General features: G+C 68.6%; 18 protein-coding genes. 8 read left to right on the top strand and 10 right to left on the bottom strand.

Going from position 1 to position 16646, the window contains the following annotated elements; all coding sequences use genetic code 11:
* The first annotated feature begins 90 nt into the window (after nucleotides 1-90).
* Together IE325_RS12910 and IE325_RS12905 are read left to right on the top strand one after the other, a co-directional pair.
* On the top strand, nucleotides 91-1326 hold the full coding sequence (locus tag IE325_RS12910) for a metal-dependent hydrolase family protein (RefSeq protein WP_190070331.1): 1236 nt from the start codon (nucleotides 91-93) through the stop codon (nucleotides 1324-1326).
* A gap of 12 nt (nucleotides 1327-1338) precedes the next feature.
* Complete coding sequence (locus IE325_RS12905; RefSeq protein ID WP_190069972.1) at nucleotides 1339-2943, top strand: AbgT family transporter; 1605 nt, start codon at nucleotides 1339-1341, stop codon at nucleotides 2941-2943.
* Nucleotides 2944-3155: 212 nt separating this feature from the next.
* On the opposite strand, the gene IE325_RS12900 is transcribed toward IE325_RS12905, so the two are convergent.
* Nucleotides 3156-3404, bottom strand: a complete 249-nt coding sequence (locus tag IE325_RS12900; protein WP_190069971.1) for a helix-turn-helix domain-containing protein — start codon at nucleotides 3402-3404, stop codon at nucleotides 3156-3158.
* A complete protein-coding gene (locus tag IE325_RS12895) occupies nucleotides 3404-3895 on the bottom strand; it encodes a DUF2975 domain-containing protein (RefSeq protein ID WP_190069970.1) in 492 nt (163 codons plus the stop codon). Before IE325_RS12895 ends, IE325_RS12900 begins: the two co-directional genes overlap by 1 nt.
* Nucleotides 3896-4098: 203 nt before the next feature.
* On the opposite strand from IE325_RS12895, the gene IE325_RS12890 reads away from it, so the two are divergent.
* The 3 genes from IE325_RS12890 to IE325_RS12880 all read left to right on the top strand — a co-directional run bounded on the left by IE325_RS12890 (nucleotide 4099) and on the right by IE325_RS12880 (nucleotide 6899).
* Nucleotides 4099-5235 carry a PQQ-dependent sugar dehydrogenase gene (locus IE325_RS12890; RefSeq protein ID WP_190069969.1) on the top strand — a complete coding sequence of 379 codons (1137 nt, stop codon included), beginning with the start codon at nucleotides 4099-4101 and terminating at the stop codon, nucleotides 5233-5235.
* A gap of 294 nt (nucleotides 5236-5529) precedes the next feature.
* Nucleotides 5530-6147 carry a dienelactone hydrolase family protein gene (locus IE325_RS12885; RefSeq protein ID WP_190069968.1) on the top strand — a complete coding sequence of 206 codons (618 nt, stop codon included), beginning with the start codon at nucleotides 5530-5532 and terminating at the stop codon, nucleotides 6145-6147.
* The gene (locus IE325_RS12880) at nucleotides 6123-6899 is read left to right on the top strand and encodes an aminoglycoside adenylyltransferase family protein (RefSeq protein WP_190069967.1); all 777 of its coding nucleotides are present in this window, start codon (nucleotides 6123-6125) and stop codon (nucleotides 6897-6899) included. The genes IE325_RS12885 and IE325_RS12880 overlap by 25 nt, the downstream gene beginning before the upstream one ends.
* Here IE325_RS12880 and IE325_RS12875 read toward each other — a convergent pair.
* Nucleotides 6879-7874 (bottom strand): DMT family transporter, encoded by a 996-nt coding sequence (locus IE325_RS12875; RefSeq protein WP_190069966.1) that lies wholly within the window; start codon nucleotides 7872-7874, stop codon nucleotides 6879-6881. The two genes, IE325_RS12880 and IE325_RS12875, sit on opposite strands and share 21 nt — an antisense overlap.
* 119 nt (nucleotides 7875-7993) lie before the next feature.
* Here IE325_RS12875 and IE325_RS12870 point away from each other — a divergent pair, with 119 nt between their 5' ends.
* Nucleotides 7994-8449, top strand: a complete 456-nt coding sequence (locus IE325_RS12870; protein WP_190070330.1) for an Lrp/AsnC family transcriptional regulator — start codon at nucleotides 7994-7996, stop codon at nucleotides 8447-8449.
* A 90-nt stretch (nucleotides 8450-8539) separates the two neighbouring features.
* On the opposite strand, the gene IE325_RS12865 is transcribed toward IE325_RS12870, so the two are convergent.
* A complete protein-coding gene (locus tag IE325_RS12865; protein ID WP_190069965.1) occupies nucleotides 8540-9088 on the bottom strand; it encodes a DapH/DapD/GlmU-related protein in 549 nt (182 codons plus the stop codon).
* 278 nt (nucleotides 9089-9366) lie between these two features.
* Here IE325_RS12865 and IE325_RS12860 point away from each other — a divergent pair, with 278 nt between their 5' ends.
* Complete coding sequence (locus IE325_RS12860) at nucleotides 9367-10407, top strand: LLM class flavin-dependent oxidoreductase (protein ID WP_190069964.1); 1041 nt, start codon at nucleotides 9367-9369, stop codon at nucleotides 10405-10407.
* A 36-nt stretch (nucleotides 10408-10443) separates the two neighbouring features.
* Here the strand turns inward: IE325_RS12860 and IE325_RS12855 are convergent, their stop codons facing one another.
* The 6 genes from IE325_RS12855 to IE325_RS12830 form a co-directional block, all read right to left on the bottom strand.
* Complete coding sequence (locus IE325_RS12855; protein WP_190069963.1) at nucleotides 10444-10725, bottom strand: ATP phosphoribosyltransferase regulatory subunit; 282 nt, start codon at nucleotides 10723-10725, stop codon at nucleotides 10444-10446.
* Between the two features lie 56 nt (nucleotides 10726-10781).
* A complete protein-coding gene (locus IE325_RS12850) occupies nucleotides 10782-11882 on the bottom strand; it encodes an SPFH domain-containing protein (RefSeq protein WP_190069962.1) in 1101 nt (366 codons plus the stop codon).
* Between the two features lie 29 nt (nucleotides 11883-11911).
* On the bottom strand, nucleotides 11912-12349 hold the full coding sequence (locus IE325_RS12845; RefSeq protein WP_190069961.1) for an NfeD family protein: 438 nt from the start codon (nucleotides 12347-12349) through the stop codon (nucleotides 11912-11914).
* Between the two features lie 132 nt (nucleotides 12350-12481).
* Nucleotides 12482-13165 (bottom strand): CBS domain-containing protein, encoded by a 684-nt coding sequence (locus tag IE325_RS12840; RefSeq protein ID WP_190069960.1) that lies wholly within the window; start codon nucleotides 13163-13165, stop codon nucleotides 12482-12484.
* 781 nt (nucleotides 13166-13946) lie between these two features.
* Nucleotides 13947-14585, bottom strand: coding sequence for a response regulator (locus IE325_RS12835; protein WP_190069959.1), 639 nt, complete (start codon nucleotides 14583-14585; stop codon nucleotides 13947-13949).
* Complete coding sequence (locus tag IE325_RS12830) at nucleotides 14582-15787, bottom strand: sensor histidine kinase (RefSeq protein WP_190069958.1); 1206 nt, start codon at nucleotides 15785-15787, stop codon at nucleotides 14582-14584. The genes IE325_RS12835 and IE325_RS12830 overlap by 4 nt, the downstream gene beginning before the upstream one ends.
* Nucleotides 15788-16019: 232 nt before the next feature.
* Here IE325_RS12830 and IE325_RS12825 point away from each other — a divergent pair, with 232 nt between their 5' ends.
* Nucleotides 16020-16598 (top strand): GlcG/HbpS family heme-binding protein, encoded by a 579-nt coding sequence (locus IE325_RS12825; RefSeq protein WP_190069957.1) that lies wholly within the window; start codon nucleotides 16020-16022, stop codon nucleotides 16596-16598.
* Nucleotides 16599-16646: the final 48 nt, after the last annotated feature.

Below are 16646 nucleotides of genomic sequence, written 5' to 3'. Positions count from 1 at the left end.
TGAACGAATCCTGCAATTCGGCGTCCGTGCTGCCGACGGACCTGAGGCTACCGCGACATCCGACCAGTACGAGGAGCGGTGGCAGTGGCCTTGAAAATCATCAACGCGCGGATCGTCGACGGCACCGGACGCGCGCCCGTGGCCGACGGCGTGGTCGTCACGGACGACAACGGCGACCTCGTCCATGTCGGCCGCGCCGAGGACGCCCCGGCAACGGCGCCGGACACGCACGTGCTGGACGTGGCGGGCCGCACCGTACTGCCCGGTTTCATCGACTGCCATGTGCACCTCGGCGCCGAGAGCGGCCGGGCGCTGTCCGAGCGCTTCGCCAGAGACGACACGGTGGAGACCTTCCGCACCGCCCGCCGGCTGCGCCGCACCCTCGACGCCGGCATCACCACCGCTCGCGACCTCGGCGGCCTGCCCGCCGGATTCCGGGTCGCGGTCGCCGAGGGTCTGATCGAGGGGCCCCGGCTGCACACCGCGGTCCGCATCATCGGCCACACCGGTGGTCACGCCGACTTCACGACCCCCTCGGGGTTCGACCCCAGCGGCGGCGTCGGCGAGATCGCGGACGATCCGTACGAGGTGCGCAAGGCGGTACGGCGGCTGCTGCGTGAGGGAGCCGACGTCATCAAACTCTGCGCGACCGGCGGCATGGGCAGCCCGCACGACCAGCCCGAGGACGAGGGGCTGACGGTGGAGGAGATCCGCGCGGTCGTGGACGAGGTGCGCCGGCACGGCGGACGCCCGGTGGCCGCGCACGCCCAGGGCACCGCCGGCATCCTCAACGCCATCCGGGGCGGCGTCACCAGCATCGAGCACGGTTACGGCCTGGACGCCGAGGCCCGTGAACTGGCGGGGGAGCAGGGCGTGTTCGTCGTCCCCACCCTGTCCACCGTCTTCGACGGCATCGACAAGGCGACCATGGCGCCGTACCACTACGAGAAGAAGACGCGCTGGTCCGGCATCACCAAGGAGAACATCTCCGCAGCGATCGCCGACGGGCTGCGGATCGCGATGGGCACCGATGCCGCGATCAGCCCCCACGGTCAGAACCTCCGCGAACTGCTGCACCTCGTCTCCCTGGGGATGTCCCCGAGGGACGCCATCGCCACCGGCACCCGGGTCGCCGCCGAACTCCTCGGACTCGACGACCGGGTGGGCACGCTGGAGGCCGGCAAGGCCGCGGACCTCGTCGTGTGCGACGGCGATCCGCTGGCCGACATCTCCCTGCTCGCCGACCCCACGCACATCCGCTGTGTGATCCAGCAGGGCGTCATACGCAAGAACACCCTCACCGCACGAGCCGAACTCATCGACTGAGAGGCGACCGCCATGCAGGACACCCTCGCATCGCCATCCCCGTCACAGGACGCCGGCGGCGGCTACGGCGGCGGTCGACTCGACCGCGTCATGGGCGGCCTGGAACGCCTGGGCAACAGGCTGCCGCATCCCTTCTACCTCTTCACCGCCCTCTTCGCCCTCCTCGCCGTCGTCTCCACCGCGCTGGCATGGGTGAACGCCGGGGTGACGGTGCCGGGCACGAACGAACGCCTCCCGATCCACGGGCTGCTCACCGGCGACGGCATCAGCTGGTTCCTGGAGAACGCGCTCACCAACTTCACCGGGTTCCCGCCCCTGGGCACCGTCCTACTGATGATGATGGCGGTCGGAGTCGCCGAGCGGACCGGCCTGCTGGAAACGGCGGTCCGGGCGACCGTCGCCAGGGCGCCGAAGTGGCTGCTGCCGTATGTGGTGGCGTTCGTGGCCTGCCAGGGCCATGTGATGAGCGACATCGCGCTCCTGGTGATCCCGCCGCTGGCCGCGCTGGTGTTCAAGGCGGCCGGCCGTCACCCGGTCGCCGGCCTCATCGGTGCCTTCGCCTGCGTGTGCGCCGGCTACTCGGCGGGCTTCACGGTCGGCGCCCTCGACGCGCTGTACGCGGGCATCACCGAGAAGGTCGCGGCCGTGCTGCCGGCCGGACAGGACGCGCCCACGCACCTCCTCGTCAACTACTTCTTCACCGCCTCGGCCAGCGTGGTGCTCGCCCTCATCGGCGGTTTCCTGACGGCCCGGGTGCTGGAGCCGAGGCTGCCCGCCCTGGGCACGGCCGAGTCGTCGGACGGGTCGGCCGGCGAGAAGACCGCTGAGCCGTCGTCCGACGAGCCCGCCGGCATCAGCGCGGAGCAGAAGCGCGGACTGCTCTGGGCCACGTCCGCGGTATGTGCGTACGCCGTGATCGTGCTGGTCGCCTGGCTGCTTCCCGGCAGCCCGCTGCGCGGCGAGGGCGGCGCGCTCGTGCCGTCGCCCGCGCTCAGCGGCATCGTGCCGATCCTGTTCGGCGCGTTCGTGATCGCGGGCACGGTGTTCGGGGTGAAGGCCCGCACCGTCACGCACCCCAACTACATCCCGAAGATGATGGGCGAGTCGGTCACCTCGATGTCCGGCTACATCGTGCTCATCCTCGTCATCGCGCAGTTCATCGCGGTCTTCACCTGGTCCAACCTGGGCACCTTGCTCGCGGTGGAGGGCGCGGAGCTGCTGAAGTCCGCGGGGCTGACCGGCTTCACCGCCCTGGTGCTCTTCGTGCTGGTGGTCAGCGTGCTGAACATGCTGATCAGCTCCGGGTCGGCGTTGTGGTCGCTGATGGCCCCGGTCTTCGTGCCGACCTTCATGCTCATCGGCATGTCCCCGGCGCTGACCCTGGCGGCCTTCCGGATCGCGGACTCGGCGACCCAGATGATCTCGCCGCTCAACCCCTACCTCTTCCTCTCCCTGGCCCTGATGCGCCGCTACGAACCGGGCGCGCAGCTGGGCACCCTCATGTCCCGGCTCGCGATCTACGTCCTGCCCTTCATCGGGGCATGGCTGGCCGTGCTCGGCATCTTCTACGCCTTCGACCTGCCGCTCGGGCCGGGGGCCGGGATCGGACTGCCGTGATCGTCGGGCAGCACGATCGGGTCGGCCGGGTCGGTGGGCAGGTGAATCCTGCGGCCCGTGGCCCTGGTCGCTCGCCCCGTGCAGGGTCTTGAGCGCGACAGGGCGGACGGCGGGACGGCGGGACATCGGTGATCCACTCATCCACCGTCGCCGTCCCGTCGGCGTCCCGCCGGCAGGGAGGCCGCTCCGGCCTCACACCGGCCCTGAGCGTGTCATCCGCCCGCAGCCTCCATGGCCTCTTCGGCCTCCTCGGTCTCCGCGGCCTCCCAGCGCAGCAGGTCGCCCGGCTGGCAATCGAGCACCTCGCAGAGCGCGGCGAGGGTCGCGAAGCGCACCGCCTTGGCGCGGCCGTTCTTGAGTACCGCCAGGTTGGCGGGCGTGATCCCTACACGGTCCGCGAGCTCGCCCACGGACATTTTCCGTTTGGCCAGCATCACGTCGATGTCGACGGCGATCGGCATCAGATCACCTCGTCCAACTCGGCCTGCATCTGCGCCGCTTCGACATCGCGCGCGACGGCCTGGGCGAGCAGCATCCGCAGCACGAGCACGATGAGCGCGACCCCCAGGATGGCCACGCCGACCCCGCCCATGATGACGGTGACGCCCGGATCCTCGCGCTGGCCCGGCGCATTGATGGCCGTGACCGCGAACCAGACGAGGGCGGCCGCCACGATCGCGCCGATCACGCCGTCCACGTACCGGAAGGCATTGTGGGAGAACACGGTTCCGCGCCGCACCATCGTCACCAGCCGCCATACGCAGACGAGGGCGACCTGGACCGACACCATGCCCAGGATCGTGATCACGCGCAGCGGGGTCAGCGGGAGCGATCCGTCCTCCGGGTCGTTCCCGCTGACCAACGCCCACACCATCCCAGCCTGTACGAACACGGTGCCGGCGACCACCACCACGAGCACGGCGCGCAGTGCGCCGACTGTCAGCTTTCCCACGACCTAACCTTCCATCGAGTTACGATGGGAATCTATCGAATTTCGATAGGTGAGGCAAGTGCTGGCGGAGGTGTGTGGTCTATGTCGACAACCCTTGTCCCGGTAGCCTCACCAGTGCTCAGTAGTGCACCACCATCCCCCCACCCCCCAGGTCGCGTACCGGCGTGGACGACACCCCGTGCGCCGCCTCAAGGAGGATCACGGTGAAAGTTCGCACAAGAAGCTCGGCGATCATCGGCACCCTCTGCCTCGTCGCTTCCCTCGCCTTGACCACGGCGTCCGCCGACGAGCCCGCTGCCCCACGTCAGGCAGCGAAGGTCGTACTCAAGAAAGTGGCCACGGCCCAGAACCCGACCGCCGGCACCGCCGGTCCCAACGGCACGGTCTGGATAGCCGAACGCGCAGGCACAGTAAGGGCCTTGGGCGATCAGGGGCTCGGCGAGCCCGTCCTCGACATCACGAGCGAGACCACCACCGACGGCGAACGCGGCCTGTTAGGCATCGCGTTCGACAACGAGTTCGCGCACTTCTACATCTCGTTCACGAACCTCCAAGGCACCAGCACTGTGGACGAGTTCGCCGTGCGCAACGGCGAGATCCAACCGGACACCCGGCGCACCGTCCTCACCCAGACACAGCCCTACGCGAACCACAACGGCGGCGACATCACGTTCGGCCCCGACGGCTACCTCTACATCGCCCTCGGCGACGGCGGCTCCGGCGGCGACCCGCACGGCAACGGCCAGAACCTCGACACACTGCTGGGCAAGCTGCTGCGGATCGACCCGAGCGGCGGCAAGCCGTACGCGATCCCGTCGGACAACCCGTTCGTGGACGACCCGAACGCGAAGGACGAGATCTGGGCGTACGGCCTGCGCAACCCGTGGCGGTTCTCCTTCGACACAGGCACGGGCGACCTGCTCATCGGGGACGTCGGGCAGAACGCCTGGGAGGAGATCGACTGGGCCCCGGCGACCAGCAAGGGCGGCGAGAACTACGGCTGGTCCCAGATGGAGGGCAACCACCCCTTCCGGGGCGGCACGGAGCCCGCGAACCACGTACCGCCGATCCACGAGTACGACCGCAATGGGCTGGGCTGCTCGGTGACGGGAGGCTACGTCTACCGAGGCAAGGCCATCCCGGACCTCGTGGGCCAGTACGTGTTCAGCGACTACTGCGACGGCACCGTCCGCGCTCTGCAGATGGAGAACGGCGACGTGACCGGCGTGAGCGACCTCGGAGTCGACGGCGGCCAGGTCGTCTCGTTCGCCCAGGGAGGCAACGGCGAGCTGTACGTGCTCGACCTGGGAGGCAGCGTCTCCCGCATCGACCCGGCGTAACAACTACTGGCTGAAGAACCAATCGGTGCGGCACGGCCCGCGAGTCCCGTGCCGCACCGACCACCCGCCGGTCAGAGCGACGTGGGAGGTTGGTTGGCTGACTGCGTGCAGGGCACCGTGGAGTGGACCGGCCGGCGCGTGGTGGATGAAGGCGTCCGGGAGACAGCGTTCCGTTTATCGCGCAGGGCGGGCGTTGTTCCGGGTGTGCTCTGGCTGCCGCCTTCGCCTTCTGTGTCGCCTCCTGCTGTGGTTCTGCTGGGGCACGGCGGTAGCGGGCACAAGAGGAGTGCGCGAGTGAGTGGTCTGGCCTGCTGGTTCGCGTCACGTGTGGGAGTTGCCTCGCTCGCGATCGATGGGCCGTACCACGGCGACCGGGTCCGTGGTGCGTTGTCGGCCGCCGACTACCAGTCGCGCATCGTCGAAGAGGGCGTCGAAGTCGTGCTCGACCGGATGACGGACGACTGGCGGACGGTCGTGGGGTCTCTCGGGACCCTCGGCATCGTGGATGCCACAAACCTCGCCTACCTGGGCATGTCCATGGGGACGCGCTTCGGCCTCCCGTTGGCGGCTGCCCTGGGGGACCAAATCCGGTGCGTGGTCCTCGGCAAGTTCGGCCTCCGGCAAGGGCCCGGCATGCCCGTCGGCCTGAACGTGCCGCAACGCGTCGTAGCAGACGCGCGGCGGATCACCGCGCCCGCTCTCTTCCACGTCCAGTGGTACGACGAGGTCTTCCCCAGAGCGGGCCAACTGGCCCTCTTCGAGGCACTCGGATCACACGACAAGCAACTGATCGGTTACGCGGGCTCCCATGCGGAGACCAAGCCCGAAGCCCTCGCGTCCTGGCGCGACTTCATTGCGCGTCACCTCCGCAACGAGACACTGGAGCAGTGGATCAGATACAGCAGATCGTGAAGCTGGTCGATGGTGTCCTGGGCCCGGCAGTCATCGGCACCTACCTCCACGGGTCCGCCGTGCTCGGCGGCCTCAGGCCCGCCAGCGACCTGGACGTGCTGGTTGTCTCCCGGCGGCGGATGGACGAGCGGCAGCGACGAACGCTCCTCGGCAGGCTGCTCGGGATGTCCGGCTCCGGTGACAGCCTCCGCCCGGTCGAGCTCACCGTGGTCGTCCAGTCCGAGGTCCGGCCGTGGCGGTACCCGCCGACGTGCGACTTCCTGTACGGCGAGTGGCTGCGCGCCGAGTACGAGGCCGGGGAGGTCCCCCGTCCGGAGCCGATGTCCGATCTGGCCCTGCTGATCACGATGACGCTGGCCGGCAATCACCCCCTCACCGGCCCGCGCCCGGCGAAGGTCCTCGCCCCCGTCCCACACACCGACCTGATCCTGGCCAGTGTGGCGGGCATCCCCACCCTGCTCGACGACCTGGACGGCGACACCCGTAACGTCCTGCTGACCTTCGCCCGCATCTGGACCACGCTCGCCACCGGCCAGATCAGGTCGAAGGACGCCGCGGCCGACTGGGCCCTCGCCCGGCTCCCGCCCGAGCACCGCCCCGCCCTCGAGCACGCCAGGCAGCTCTATCTCAACTGCGGCTATTCCGAGGAGAGCTGGAGCGACGCGCTGCGGGCACAGGTGCGTCCGCATGTGAACCGGGTGCTCGCCGAGATCGACCAATGTCGCCGACTGTCAGGCCACTTCGCTCGTTGATGCTGGACTGCTCGGCGGCGTCCCACTCGTCAGGGTGCGGGTTCGGTCAAGTGCCCTCCACCCGGGCGACGGACGCTTCGCTCCGTTTTCACGATGGCGCGGCGCAGTGTTGAAAACCATCACACCGGTGACGATGAGGGTGAGCGCGGCGCTCACTCCTGGAGTGATGGGCTCGTTGAAGAGGGGGATGCCGAGGAGTGCTGTCAGGACAGGGCTGATCGCGCCGGCTGTTGCCGTGAGGGTGCTGCCGAGCGCACGCACCGCGTAGGCGTAGCACAGGGTCGAGAGCAGTCCCGTCCCGATGCCCTGGAGGCCGGTGAAGAGCAGAACGTCGGAGGTGGCAACCGTGCCGGTCATCAGGTGTGAGGGCATGGCGGAGGAGGCGGCCAGCAGGGCAGCTGCGATCGTGGCGGGAGTGCAGACGGCGAGGACGACGCCGGTAAGACCGAGCCCCGTCCGGCGCAGCCCGATCGTGTAGATGGCCCAGGCGCATCCGGCGGTGAGGAGAACACCTATGCCCGTGGTCGTCGCGGTGGACGTCGTCTGTATCGCGGTCGCTGCGATGCCCGCGGTGATCGTGGCCAGGGCGATCAGCTGGCGGGGAGAGATCCGTTCTCGCCATCTGAGGTACACGATCACGGCGACGAACAGCGGGACCGTGCCGGGGATGAGGAGACCGATGAGCGCGGCGGAGGTCAGGCGTCCGCCGAGTGCGGAGAGCAGAAAGTGCGGCAGTCCACCGATGCCGAGCATGAGAAGGACACCCATCCGTTCGTGACGGAGCGCGCGGACGGTGCGCGGAAGCCATGGCGCCAGGATGACGACGGGTGTCGCGAAGCGGAGAAACGCCACGTCGATCGAGGTGAGGCTCGACGAACCGATCCCCCTGACCGTCAGGGCGAACGAGGACCACAGAACAACCGCGGCCACGAGAGCGGCCACTCCCATCAGCCTTGAATGCACCTGATTGCCCATGACCAGCTCCTTCCAGCGTTGCTTCGCGGTGAGCAATCCTAGGAAGGTGGGGGTAGCAGGCGATTGCGAATCCTGCCGCTCGATCGGTCTTCTGTGGCAGAATCTGCTACGTGGTGACTATGGACGACATCGACCGGCACATCCTCCTCGAACTCCAGCGAGACGGCAGACTCACCAATCAGGAGCTGGCGGATCGCGTGGGCCTCTCACCGTCACCCTGCCTGCGGCGTGTACGGCTCCTGCAGGAGAGCGGCGTGATCAGCGGCTACGCCGCGATGCTCTCCCAGGACGCGCTCGGGCTGTCGATCACGGCCTTCGTACGGATGACGCTCCTCGCACATACCTCGGAGGTCGTCGACGCCGTTGAGGAGAAGATCCGCTCGATTCCCGAGGTGGTCGAGGCGTACCTGCTCGCCGGCGATGACGACTACCTCGTCAAGATCGTCATCGACTCCTTCGCCGCTTACGAAGATCTCGTACGGCGAGAACTGCGGACCCTCCCATCACTGTCCTCGATCAAGACGACATTCGCCTTCGCCGTCACCAAACCGCCTTCGCCGATCCCCATCCCCTGAGCCACGCGCCCTCGGTAGGCGTGACCACGATGACCACCGGCCCCGGGGCCTGGTCGGAAACCCCAGAGCCGGCCCGGGGCAGCCGGGCGCTCAGTCGATCCACCGTTTGCGTTCGAACGCGGCCGGTCCGGTCACCAGGGTGTTGGGGGGTACGTCCTTCGTGACGACGGCCCCGGCGCCGACCACGGCACCACGTCCGATCGTGACGCCGGGGAGAACGGTGACCGCCGCGCCGAGCCACGCATCCGCTTCGATCGTGATCGGCGCCCGTGTGATGAAATCGCGCCGCTCGGACGCCGGGAGGGGGTGGTCGGAGGAGATGAGGTTGGTCTTCGGGCCGATCAGAACCCCGTCGCCCAGCCGGATGCCGCCCTGGTCGAGGAAGGTACAGCCCTGGTTGACGAAGACGCGCTCACCGAAGGCGATGCCCAGCCCGTGGTCGGTGTAGAAGGGCGGATAGACGGTGACGGAGTCGGGGACCGGCTTGCCGACGATCTCGGCCAACAGCGCCGCGCGAGCGGTCGTGTCGTCGAACGGCAGCACATTGAGCCGCGACGTCAGCGCGGTCACGTGCGCGATCCGCTCGGCCACCCGCGCGAACTCGGGCGTACGGACGTAGAGACGATCTTGATCAGGCATGGAGATTCCTCACGAAGGGCCCGGAGGGAGAGACGGGGCGACACCCGCTGGATGGAGACGGCCGATCAACCAAGGGGCTTCCCTCGGTCGGCCACGCCATCAAAACGCCTCTGGACAGCGCGGATCAAACAACGCCGACCCCACCCACGATCAACCAGCAGTTGTTCGACCGACACCGGCGTCCGGCTGTTCATCCCGATCTGGGTGCCGATGGGCTTGAGCCCTGGGACCTGACAGCATGGGCAGGCCCGATCCGATCCTCGTAGGTTGGAGGCTTGATGCGTGCAGGCATCGTGGTCGCCGCGCAGCCCGGTGTGGAGGAACTCGCCGTGCAGGCCGAGGAGTTGGGCCTGCACAGCTTCTGGGTCAATGACACCCCGATGGTCCACGGTGACCCCTTCGTGGCGTTGAGTCTGTGTGCGAAGGCCACGCGCCGTATCCGGCTCGGTATCGGTGTGACCTCACCGGCGTTGCGCTCGGCTCCGGCCTCGGCGAGCGGGTTCGCCAGCCTCAACGCCCTGGCACCGGGCCGGATCATCTGCGGGGTCGGCACCGGGAACACCGCTCGGCGCACCCTGGGAATGCAGCCGTCCACGGCAGCCGCGCTGGAGGACTTCACCGCGGCACTGCAGGATCTGAGTGCCGGACGCCCGACCGAGTACCGCGAAGGAGACCGGGTCCGCGACATCCGGTTCCTGCACGCCGGGGCGCATGTGAACACCACGCATCCGATCGAGTTCGTCGTGGCCGCGCTCGGGCCCAAGGCCGCCGCCGTCGCGGGCCGCCGCAGCGCCGGTCTCATCTCCTTCGGCCTGCTCGATCCCACCGCCTGGCACGCGCTGCACGACGCCCGTCGCCGGGCCGCCCACGACACCGACTCCCACGCGTACTCCTACGTGGTCACCGCGCTCCACCTGCTGCGCGACCACGAGGACGCCGACAGCGACGCGGCCCGGGACACGACAGGCCATCTCGTCATGTCGCTCCTGGACTTCGCCGCCGACACCCCCGCCTTCGCCGGGCAACTCGGCCCCGACGAACGCAAGGCGGTGCGACAACTCCTCGACCGGCGTGGCACCACCGCCACCGCGCCGGACCGGTACACCAAGCTCTACCCCAACTACCTCGGACGCATCGCACCACAGGACCGGGACCTGATCCTGCCCTCGCTGATGAACAGCCTGGCCCTCGTCGGCACCCGCGACGACCTGCACACCCGCATCACCGCCCTGGAACAGGCAGGCGTCGATGAACTCCTCATCCAACCGGTGATCGACCCACCCACCGAGATGGCCCAACTCGCCGAACTCCTCGCGTGAGGGCCCCTGCGGAAGGACGGCTAGCTGCCTGGCTGTCTATTGCGGTGGAGGCGGGTCGCTCTTGGTCGGTGCGGTCAGGGTTTCAGTGATTCGATCGACGCCGAAGCCGCTGATCAGAAGGCGTTCCTTACGGTTGCCGGTGAGGAGTTGGCTCCAGTCGACGAAGCCGCCGTCGGCGACTTCCACGCCGTGGTCTTCAACACCGGCATAGATCTTGAAGCACATGCCCGTGTAGTAGCCGCGTCCGGTCGTCCGGTCGGGGTCCTCGTGCACGGCAACGTCTGGTGGCGCGCCGAGGTCATCACGGAGCCGTTCCATGATCGGGCTGCTCGCGTCATCGAGGCAGGTGAGCTGGATCCGGGGAGGGCCCAGGGTCAATCGGCGGATGGCTGCTCCCTGCGCGGCACCTGCGGCGACATCGCGGCCTTGGCTTCTGCCTTGGCGTCGCTCACCGCGGCGGCGGCCTGTTTCTCGGCCTCGTCGGCAGCCGTCGCGGCGGCGAGGGAAGCCGTGGAGCCGGTGTCGAGTTCCGGAGTCAGGCTCTTGTGCGACTCGTCGGTCGGGGCCGTTTCCCCGGGTTGCGCCGGTGGGGGAGAGCCCGCCGTCGACTGATCACCGAACGCACTGGTGACGGTCCGGACTGCCTCGGTCAGCTCCCCCGGGATCACCCAGAACGTGTTGTTGTCGCTGCTCGCCAAGTGCGGGAGCGTCTCAAGGTACTTGTAGGCCAGGACCTTCGGGTCGGCATTGTTGCGATGCACCGCCTGGAAGACGAGCTCCACGGCCTTGGCCTCCCCGTCCGCCCGCAGGATCATGGCTTGTTGCGTGCCCTGCGCCTCCAGGATGTCCTTCTGCTTCGTGCCTTCCGCGGTGAGGATCTTGGCTTGCCGCTCCCCTTCGGCGTGCAGGATGGCCGCGCGCTTGTCACGCTCGGCCCGCATCTGCTTCTCCATCGCCTCCTTGATGGTGTGCGGTGGATCGATGGCCTTGATCTCGACGCGGTTGACGCGGATGCCCCACTTGCCGGTGGCATCGTCGAGTACGGCGCGCAGCCGGGAGTTGATCTCCTCGCGCGAGGTGAGCGTCTCCTCCAGGTCCATGCTGCCGATGACGTTGCGCAGCGTGGTCACGGTGAGCTGATCGATCGCCTGGAGGTAGTCAGCGACCTCGTAGGCCGCCGCCCGCGGGTCCGTGATCTGGTAGTAGAGCACGGTGTCGATATTCACCACGAGGTTGTCCTCGGTGATGACCGGCCTGGGGTCGGACGAATAGACCTGCTCGCGCACGTCGAGTTTGGTGTTGATGCGGTCCGCCACCGGCACGACCAGGTTCAGGCCGGGTTGCAAGGTCCGGCGATACCGGCCGAACCGCTCGACGTTGTAGCGGCGCGCCTGGGGGACGATCCGCACAGCGGAGGCCACGAGGAAGACGACGACAATGGCCGCCACAAGAATGGGGATGACAACTGGATCCACAGTGCCTCCGTTGCTGTGTGTTCAGCCGTTCAGGGAAGGAGTTCGCGGGGGTAGACGATGGCCGTGGCGCCTTCGATCTCCATCACATCGACCGACGCTCCCACCGGGATCACAAGGCTCTCGTCGAGGGCGCGGGCGGACCACTCCTCGCCGGCGAGTTTGATCAGACCGTGGGTCGCGGTGACCTCCTGCATGACCTCGGCCCGCTTGCCGATCAGCGCGTCACTGCCGTCGCGGATGAGGGGTTGCTGTGCCATTTGCCGCAGCGCGATCGGACGGATGATGACGAGACCCGCTGCCGCTGCCACGCCGAGCGCCACGAGCTGGCCGAGAAGCCCGATGCCCACACCAGCGACTACGGCGGCAACCAGCGCAGCGCCCGCCAGCAGCCCGAAAACCAGCGTGAAAGTGAAGAACTCCGCGGCACCCAACACCCCGGCGGCAAGCAGCCATACGAACCACGGCATCGAATCACCCTCCTCGAAAGGGCTGCTCAACCAAGCTACCTCTGAGAACGCCGACCAGGACAGAAACGGCAGTCGCAGTTCTTGATCGCTAATCGGTCTCCCTGATCAGATCAATCGCCCAGTACCTTCCCGTCAGAGTCTTCGCAGCCACTCATCCGCTACGCCGCGCTGGCCCGGGTCGCCGAGCCGCACCTGTGCGTCGTCGAGACGGAAGGTGAGTCGGTTGTCGACGGCGACCACACCGTCGACCTGGTGAGCAGTGCGCACGCCGATCTCGGCATCGGATCGGTGCTCGAGTTCTCCGGCCAATGTCACTACGCCCTCTCGCACCATGATGCTGATTGCCTGCGGACGCAAGAACAAGGTGCGGACGAGGACTTCGTCCATGACGTCGCGGAGAATGTCGCCATCCGCCCGAAGGAAGATCTGCAGGAGATCATGACGCGTGACGATGCCCACCACATGCTGCTTGGCATCCACCACTGGCAGACGTTCGACGCCGATGGTGACAACGGGGCAGGACATCAGCTGATTTGCGGTACGCGCATGGCTTTGATCCTGCGCCGGCGTGAGGCGGAGCTGATACGAGGCCAGAGAAAGCGACGTGGCGGACGGTAGGGGTCGTCGGGCCTCGACCTGGCGGGCCAGAAGGTCCGTTTCGGAGATCACACCGATGACCGTCTCGTCGTCGTCGACAACAGGCAGGCCGCTGATGCGGTGCTCGTGGAGGGGATGAGCGACCTCTTTGAAGGAGGCATCGCATGACGCCTTGATGACGTTGCCCGTCATCACCGCGCCGACTTTGCTGTGTTTCATGTACCGCCCTCCTCGCCGCCGACTGCGCATCCTGGACGTCAAGCTCGCAGTCTTGGCCAGGCAGCCCCGCGTGACGGGACGCCGACCATCCACCCAGAGCGGTTCAGGCGCACGGGACCCTTGTGGGGCAGGCAACCGGCCTTCCACGACGAGCCACAGGTCCCACGCCTCCTCTGTGTCGATGGCCCGCTGCCTCGCTGTCGGCGACAACCTGCCTCTTCGCCACAGGGTGACGCTGAGTGCCATGGGCGTCCATCCGTGGTGGTACCCATATCTGCAGGCGATGGTGAGGTGAAGAATCACCGCTCGCGGCCTGATGCGTCCTGTTACTGGTCAGCATGATCGAGTGGGTTTCCCTCAGCGGCGCGACAAGGACCGTCCCCGGCCTTTCGCCACACCCGACAGATGACGTGAACCTCATTAGTGGCTCTCTGGGGCCGTGTTCAACTCAAATCATCGATCGACCCCAATTGCGGGCATGCATTCTCTCCGGCGCCAAGAAGTCACAGCTCCCTGAGTGGCAGATGATGTAGACAACCCAGTCTTCGTGTTTCGGGATAGGGGCGGCCGTATATGGGGTCGGCTGTCCTCAGCTCGGTCTGGCCTGACTGGTTGCATTGGGTTCTGCCTCGCCGGCGAAGCCGTGCATTTCTAGGCCCGACGAGTGGGGCACTTCTTTCACCGGCGTCACCGCCGCCCGCCCCCACGATTCCTGCCCCGTGAACCATGGGATCCCGGCCCACCCGAGCCAATGAGCCCGGCCGCCGGTTGAGGCGATCTCCTAGGGGAGTAGTCGTTGTTGGTGGGCGGTTGTTACGGCTTTTGTGCGGGTGTTGACGCCGAGTTTGTTGTAGATGCGGTTGAGGTGGGTTTTGACGGTGGCCTCGCTGATGAACAGGGCACGGGCGATGTGGCGGTTGGTGTGGCCGTGTGCGAGGTGGGTGAGGATGTCGCGTTCGCGGTCGGTGAGGGTGGGGCGGGGGCTGCGGAGGTTGGCCATGACGCGGCCGGCGATGGGGGCGGAGAGCGTGGTGTGTCCTTGGGCGGCGGCGTGGATGGCGGTGAAGAGGTCGTCGGGGCGTTCGGCCTTGAGGAGGTAGCCGGTGGCGCCTGCTTCGATGGCGCGGGTGATGTCGGCGTCGGTGTCGTAGGTGGTCAGGACCAGGACGTGTGGGGGGTTGGGGGAGGTGGTGAGGCGGCGGGTGGTCTCGACGCCGTCGATGCCTTCGCCGAGTTGGAGGTCCATCAGGACGACGTCGGGCGTGAGCTTCGCGGTGAGTGCGAGGGCTTCCTCGCCGGTGCCGGCCTGGCCGACGACTTCGATGTCGGGGGCGCTGTCGAGAAGGGCGAGGAGTCCGGCGCGTACGACGGTGTGGTCGTCGCAGACGAGGATGCGTACGGGGGTGCGGTCGGCGGTCATCGGGGCGTCTCCAGGGGGACGGCGGCAGACAGGACGGTGCCTTCGCCGGGCGTGGATTCCACGGTGAGGGTGCCGCCGAGGGCGCGCAGCCGGGCGCGCATGGCGGGCAGTCCGTGCCCGCGCCCGGGGGTGCGGGGGAGTGTGTCGGGGTCGAAGCCGTGGCCGTCGTCGGAGATGTCCAGGACTGCCGTGTCGTCCAGGACGGTGAGGGTGAGCGCGGCGCTGTGGGCCCCGGCGTGTTCGCGGACGTTGGCCAGGGCGCCCTGGGCGATGCGCAGCAGGGCCGACTGGACACGGTCGGGCAGGTGGGGGAGGCGGCTGCCGTCGTCGGTGTGGACGCGCACGGTGAGGTGCGCTCCGGATTCGCGTGCGGCCAGCGTGCGCAGTGCCCGTTCGAGGCCGCCGTCGGTGAGGTCGGCGGGGGCCAGGTCGTGGACGAAGCGCCGGGCCTCGGCGAGGTTGTGTGCGGCGACGGAGGCGGCGGTGCGCACATGGGTGCGGGCTTTCGCGGGTTCGGTGTCCCAGACCCGGTCCGCGGCCTGGAGCAGCATCTGCTGGCTGGACAGGCCCTGCGCGAGGGTGTCGTGGATCTCGATGGAGAGCCGGTGGCGTTCGGCGAGCGTGCCTGCGCGGCGTTCGGAGGCGGCGAGTTGTTGGCGGGTGCGGATCAGGTCGTCGATCAGGGCGCGCTGACGCGCGGTGTGGCGTTCGCCCTGGAGGAAGACGGCGGTGGCGAGGGCGGCGACGGCCGGCGGCGCGAGGACCAGGTTGGGGTCGAAGCGACCGGCGAGCTGGACCTGTGCGGCGACGACGAACACGGTCAGGACCGTCACCAGTGCCAGTGCGGCGCGCGGCGGGAGGGTCCGCAGACCGGTGTAGAAGAGGGGCACCGCGCACCAGGCGAAACTGGGTGCGAGTACCACCAGCACCATCCATACGACGGTGACCGGGGCCAGCCACACGGCGGGCCGACGTGCGAGTCGGGGGCTGGAGTCGTCTCCGGCCTTCGGGCCCATCAGGTGCAGCAGGGCGAGCACCACGCACAGGGCGATGATCCAGGGCGTGCGGGGTTCACCGGGGTGGCGCAGCAGGAAGCGGGCGAGCGCGCCGCCGAGCAGCAGGAAGAACGCCGCGTGCATCACGGCGCCGAGCCACCGGGTGTCCACGGTGTCCGGTTCGTGCGACCGGTTCCCGTTCCCCATGCGGGGCCGCCTTTCTTCCCTGCTGGGCGCTGAACTGGGCAAACACCTCCATTGTGGCCCCGTGGGAGGGGCACGGGGGTCAACCGTTCGGATGACCCCGGTGTCGTCCGTCCCGCGCCCGCGGGGCAGCCGGAACACCGACGGTGCGGGCCCGGTCGTGGGCCGAGGGTGGACAGCGGACGAAGCGGGCGGCAACCGGGCCGCCCGCCCCCTCGAAGGAGTCGACCGACCCATGAACCCCGTGCGCAAGAAGTTCTCCCGCCGTGTCCGTGTCGCCGTCGGCGGCGGTGTGCTCGCCGTCGTCGCGGTGGCGGGCTTCGGCGCGGTCACCGCGAACGCCTCGGCACCCGCCGCGCCGCCCACGGCAGCTGCCGCCCCGGCCGCCGCCTCGGTCCCGGACCGGGCGACCACCACTTCCACGCACCTCACGGTCGATGCCGCGACGAAGGCCGCGCAGGCCGCGCTCGATGCCGCCGAGAAGGAGAAGCAGCGCGTCAGCGTCGCCGTCGTCGACCGCAACGGCAACACGATCGTCACCCTGCGTGGCGACGGCGCCGGCCCGCAGTCCTACGAGTCCGCCGAGCGCAAGGCCTACACCGCCGTCTCCTGGAACGCCCCCACCTCCGAGCTGGCCGGGCGCCTGCAGCAGACCCCGACCCTGAAGGACATCCCCGGCACGCTGTTCCTGGCCGGTGCCGTCCCCGTCACCGCCGGCAATGCGCCGATCGCCGGTATCGGAGTCGCGGGAGCTCCGTCGGGCGTACTGGATGAGAAGTTCGCGCAGGCGGGGGCGGACGCGGTGGCTCGCTAGCCGCCGGATGCCCGCGGCGGCTGGCGGGAGGGCGGGGCGGCCAGCGGC

Source organism: Streptomyces lanatus (assembly GCF_014655715.1).
GTDB lineage: Bacteria > Actinomycetota > Actinomycetes > Streptomycetales > Streptomycetaceae > Streptomyces > Streptomyces lanatus.
The sequence above is the reverse complement of the archived record's forward strand: the minus strand, read 5'-3'. Positions and strand labels throughout refer to the sequence as shown.

Bases quoted from the DNA above. Each gene is read 5' to 3' on its own strand.
- IE325_RS12825 (WP_190069957.1), top strand. From the start codon at position 16,020: ATGAACCCCGTGCGCAAGAAGTTCTCCCGCCGTGTCCGTGTCGCCGTC.
- IE325_RS12840 (WP_190069960.1), bottom strand. From the start codon at position 13,165: ATGAAACACAGCAAAGTCGGCGCGGTGATGACGGGCAACGTCATCAAG.
- IE325_RS12875 (WP_190069966.1), bottom strand. From the start codon at position 7,874: ATGGGCAATCAGGTGCATTCAAGGCTGATGGGAGTGGCCGCTCTCGTG.
- IE325_RS12905 (WP_190069972.1), top strand. From the start codon at position 1,339: ATGCAGGACACCCTCGCATCGCCATCCCCGTCACAGGACGCCGGCGGC.
- IE325_RS12835 (WP_190069959.1), bottom strand. From the start codon at position 14,585: ATGACCGCCGACCGCACCCCCGTACGCATCCTCGTCTGCGACGACCAC.
- IE325_RS12845 (WP_190069961.1), bottom strand. From the start codon at position 12,349: ATGCCGTGGTTCGTATGGCTGCTTGCCGCCGGGGTGTTGGGTGCCGCG.
- IE325_RS12860 (WP_190069964.1), top strand. From the start codon at position 9,367: ATGCGTGCAGGCATCGTGGTCGCCGCGCAGCCCGGTGTGGAGGAACTC.
- IE325_RS12870 (WP_190070330.1), top strand. From the start codon at position 7,994: ATGGACGACATCGACCGGCACATCCTCCTCGAACTCCAGCGAGACGGC.
- IE325_RS12830 (WP_190069958.1), bottom strand. From the start codon at position 15,787: ATGGGGAACGGGAACCGGTCGCACGAACCGGACACCGTGGACACCCGG.
- IE325_RS12865 (WP_190069965.1), bottom strand. From the start codon at position 9,088: ATGCCTGATCAAGATCGTCTCTACGTCCGTACGCCCGAGTTCGCGCGG.
- IE325_RS12900 (WP_190069971.1), bottom strand. From the start codon at position 3,404: ATGCCGATCGCCGTCGACATCGACGTGATGCTGGCCAAACGGAAAATG.
- IE325_RS12855 (WP_190069963.1), bottom strand. From the start codon at position 10,725: ATGGAACGGCTCCGTGATGACCTCGGCGCGCCACCAGACGTTGCCGTG.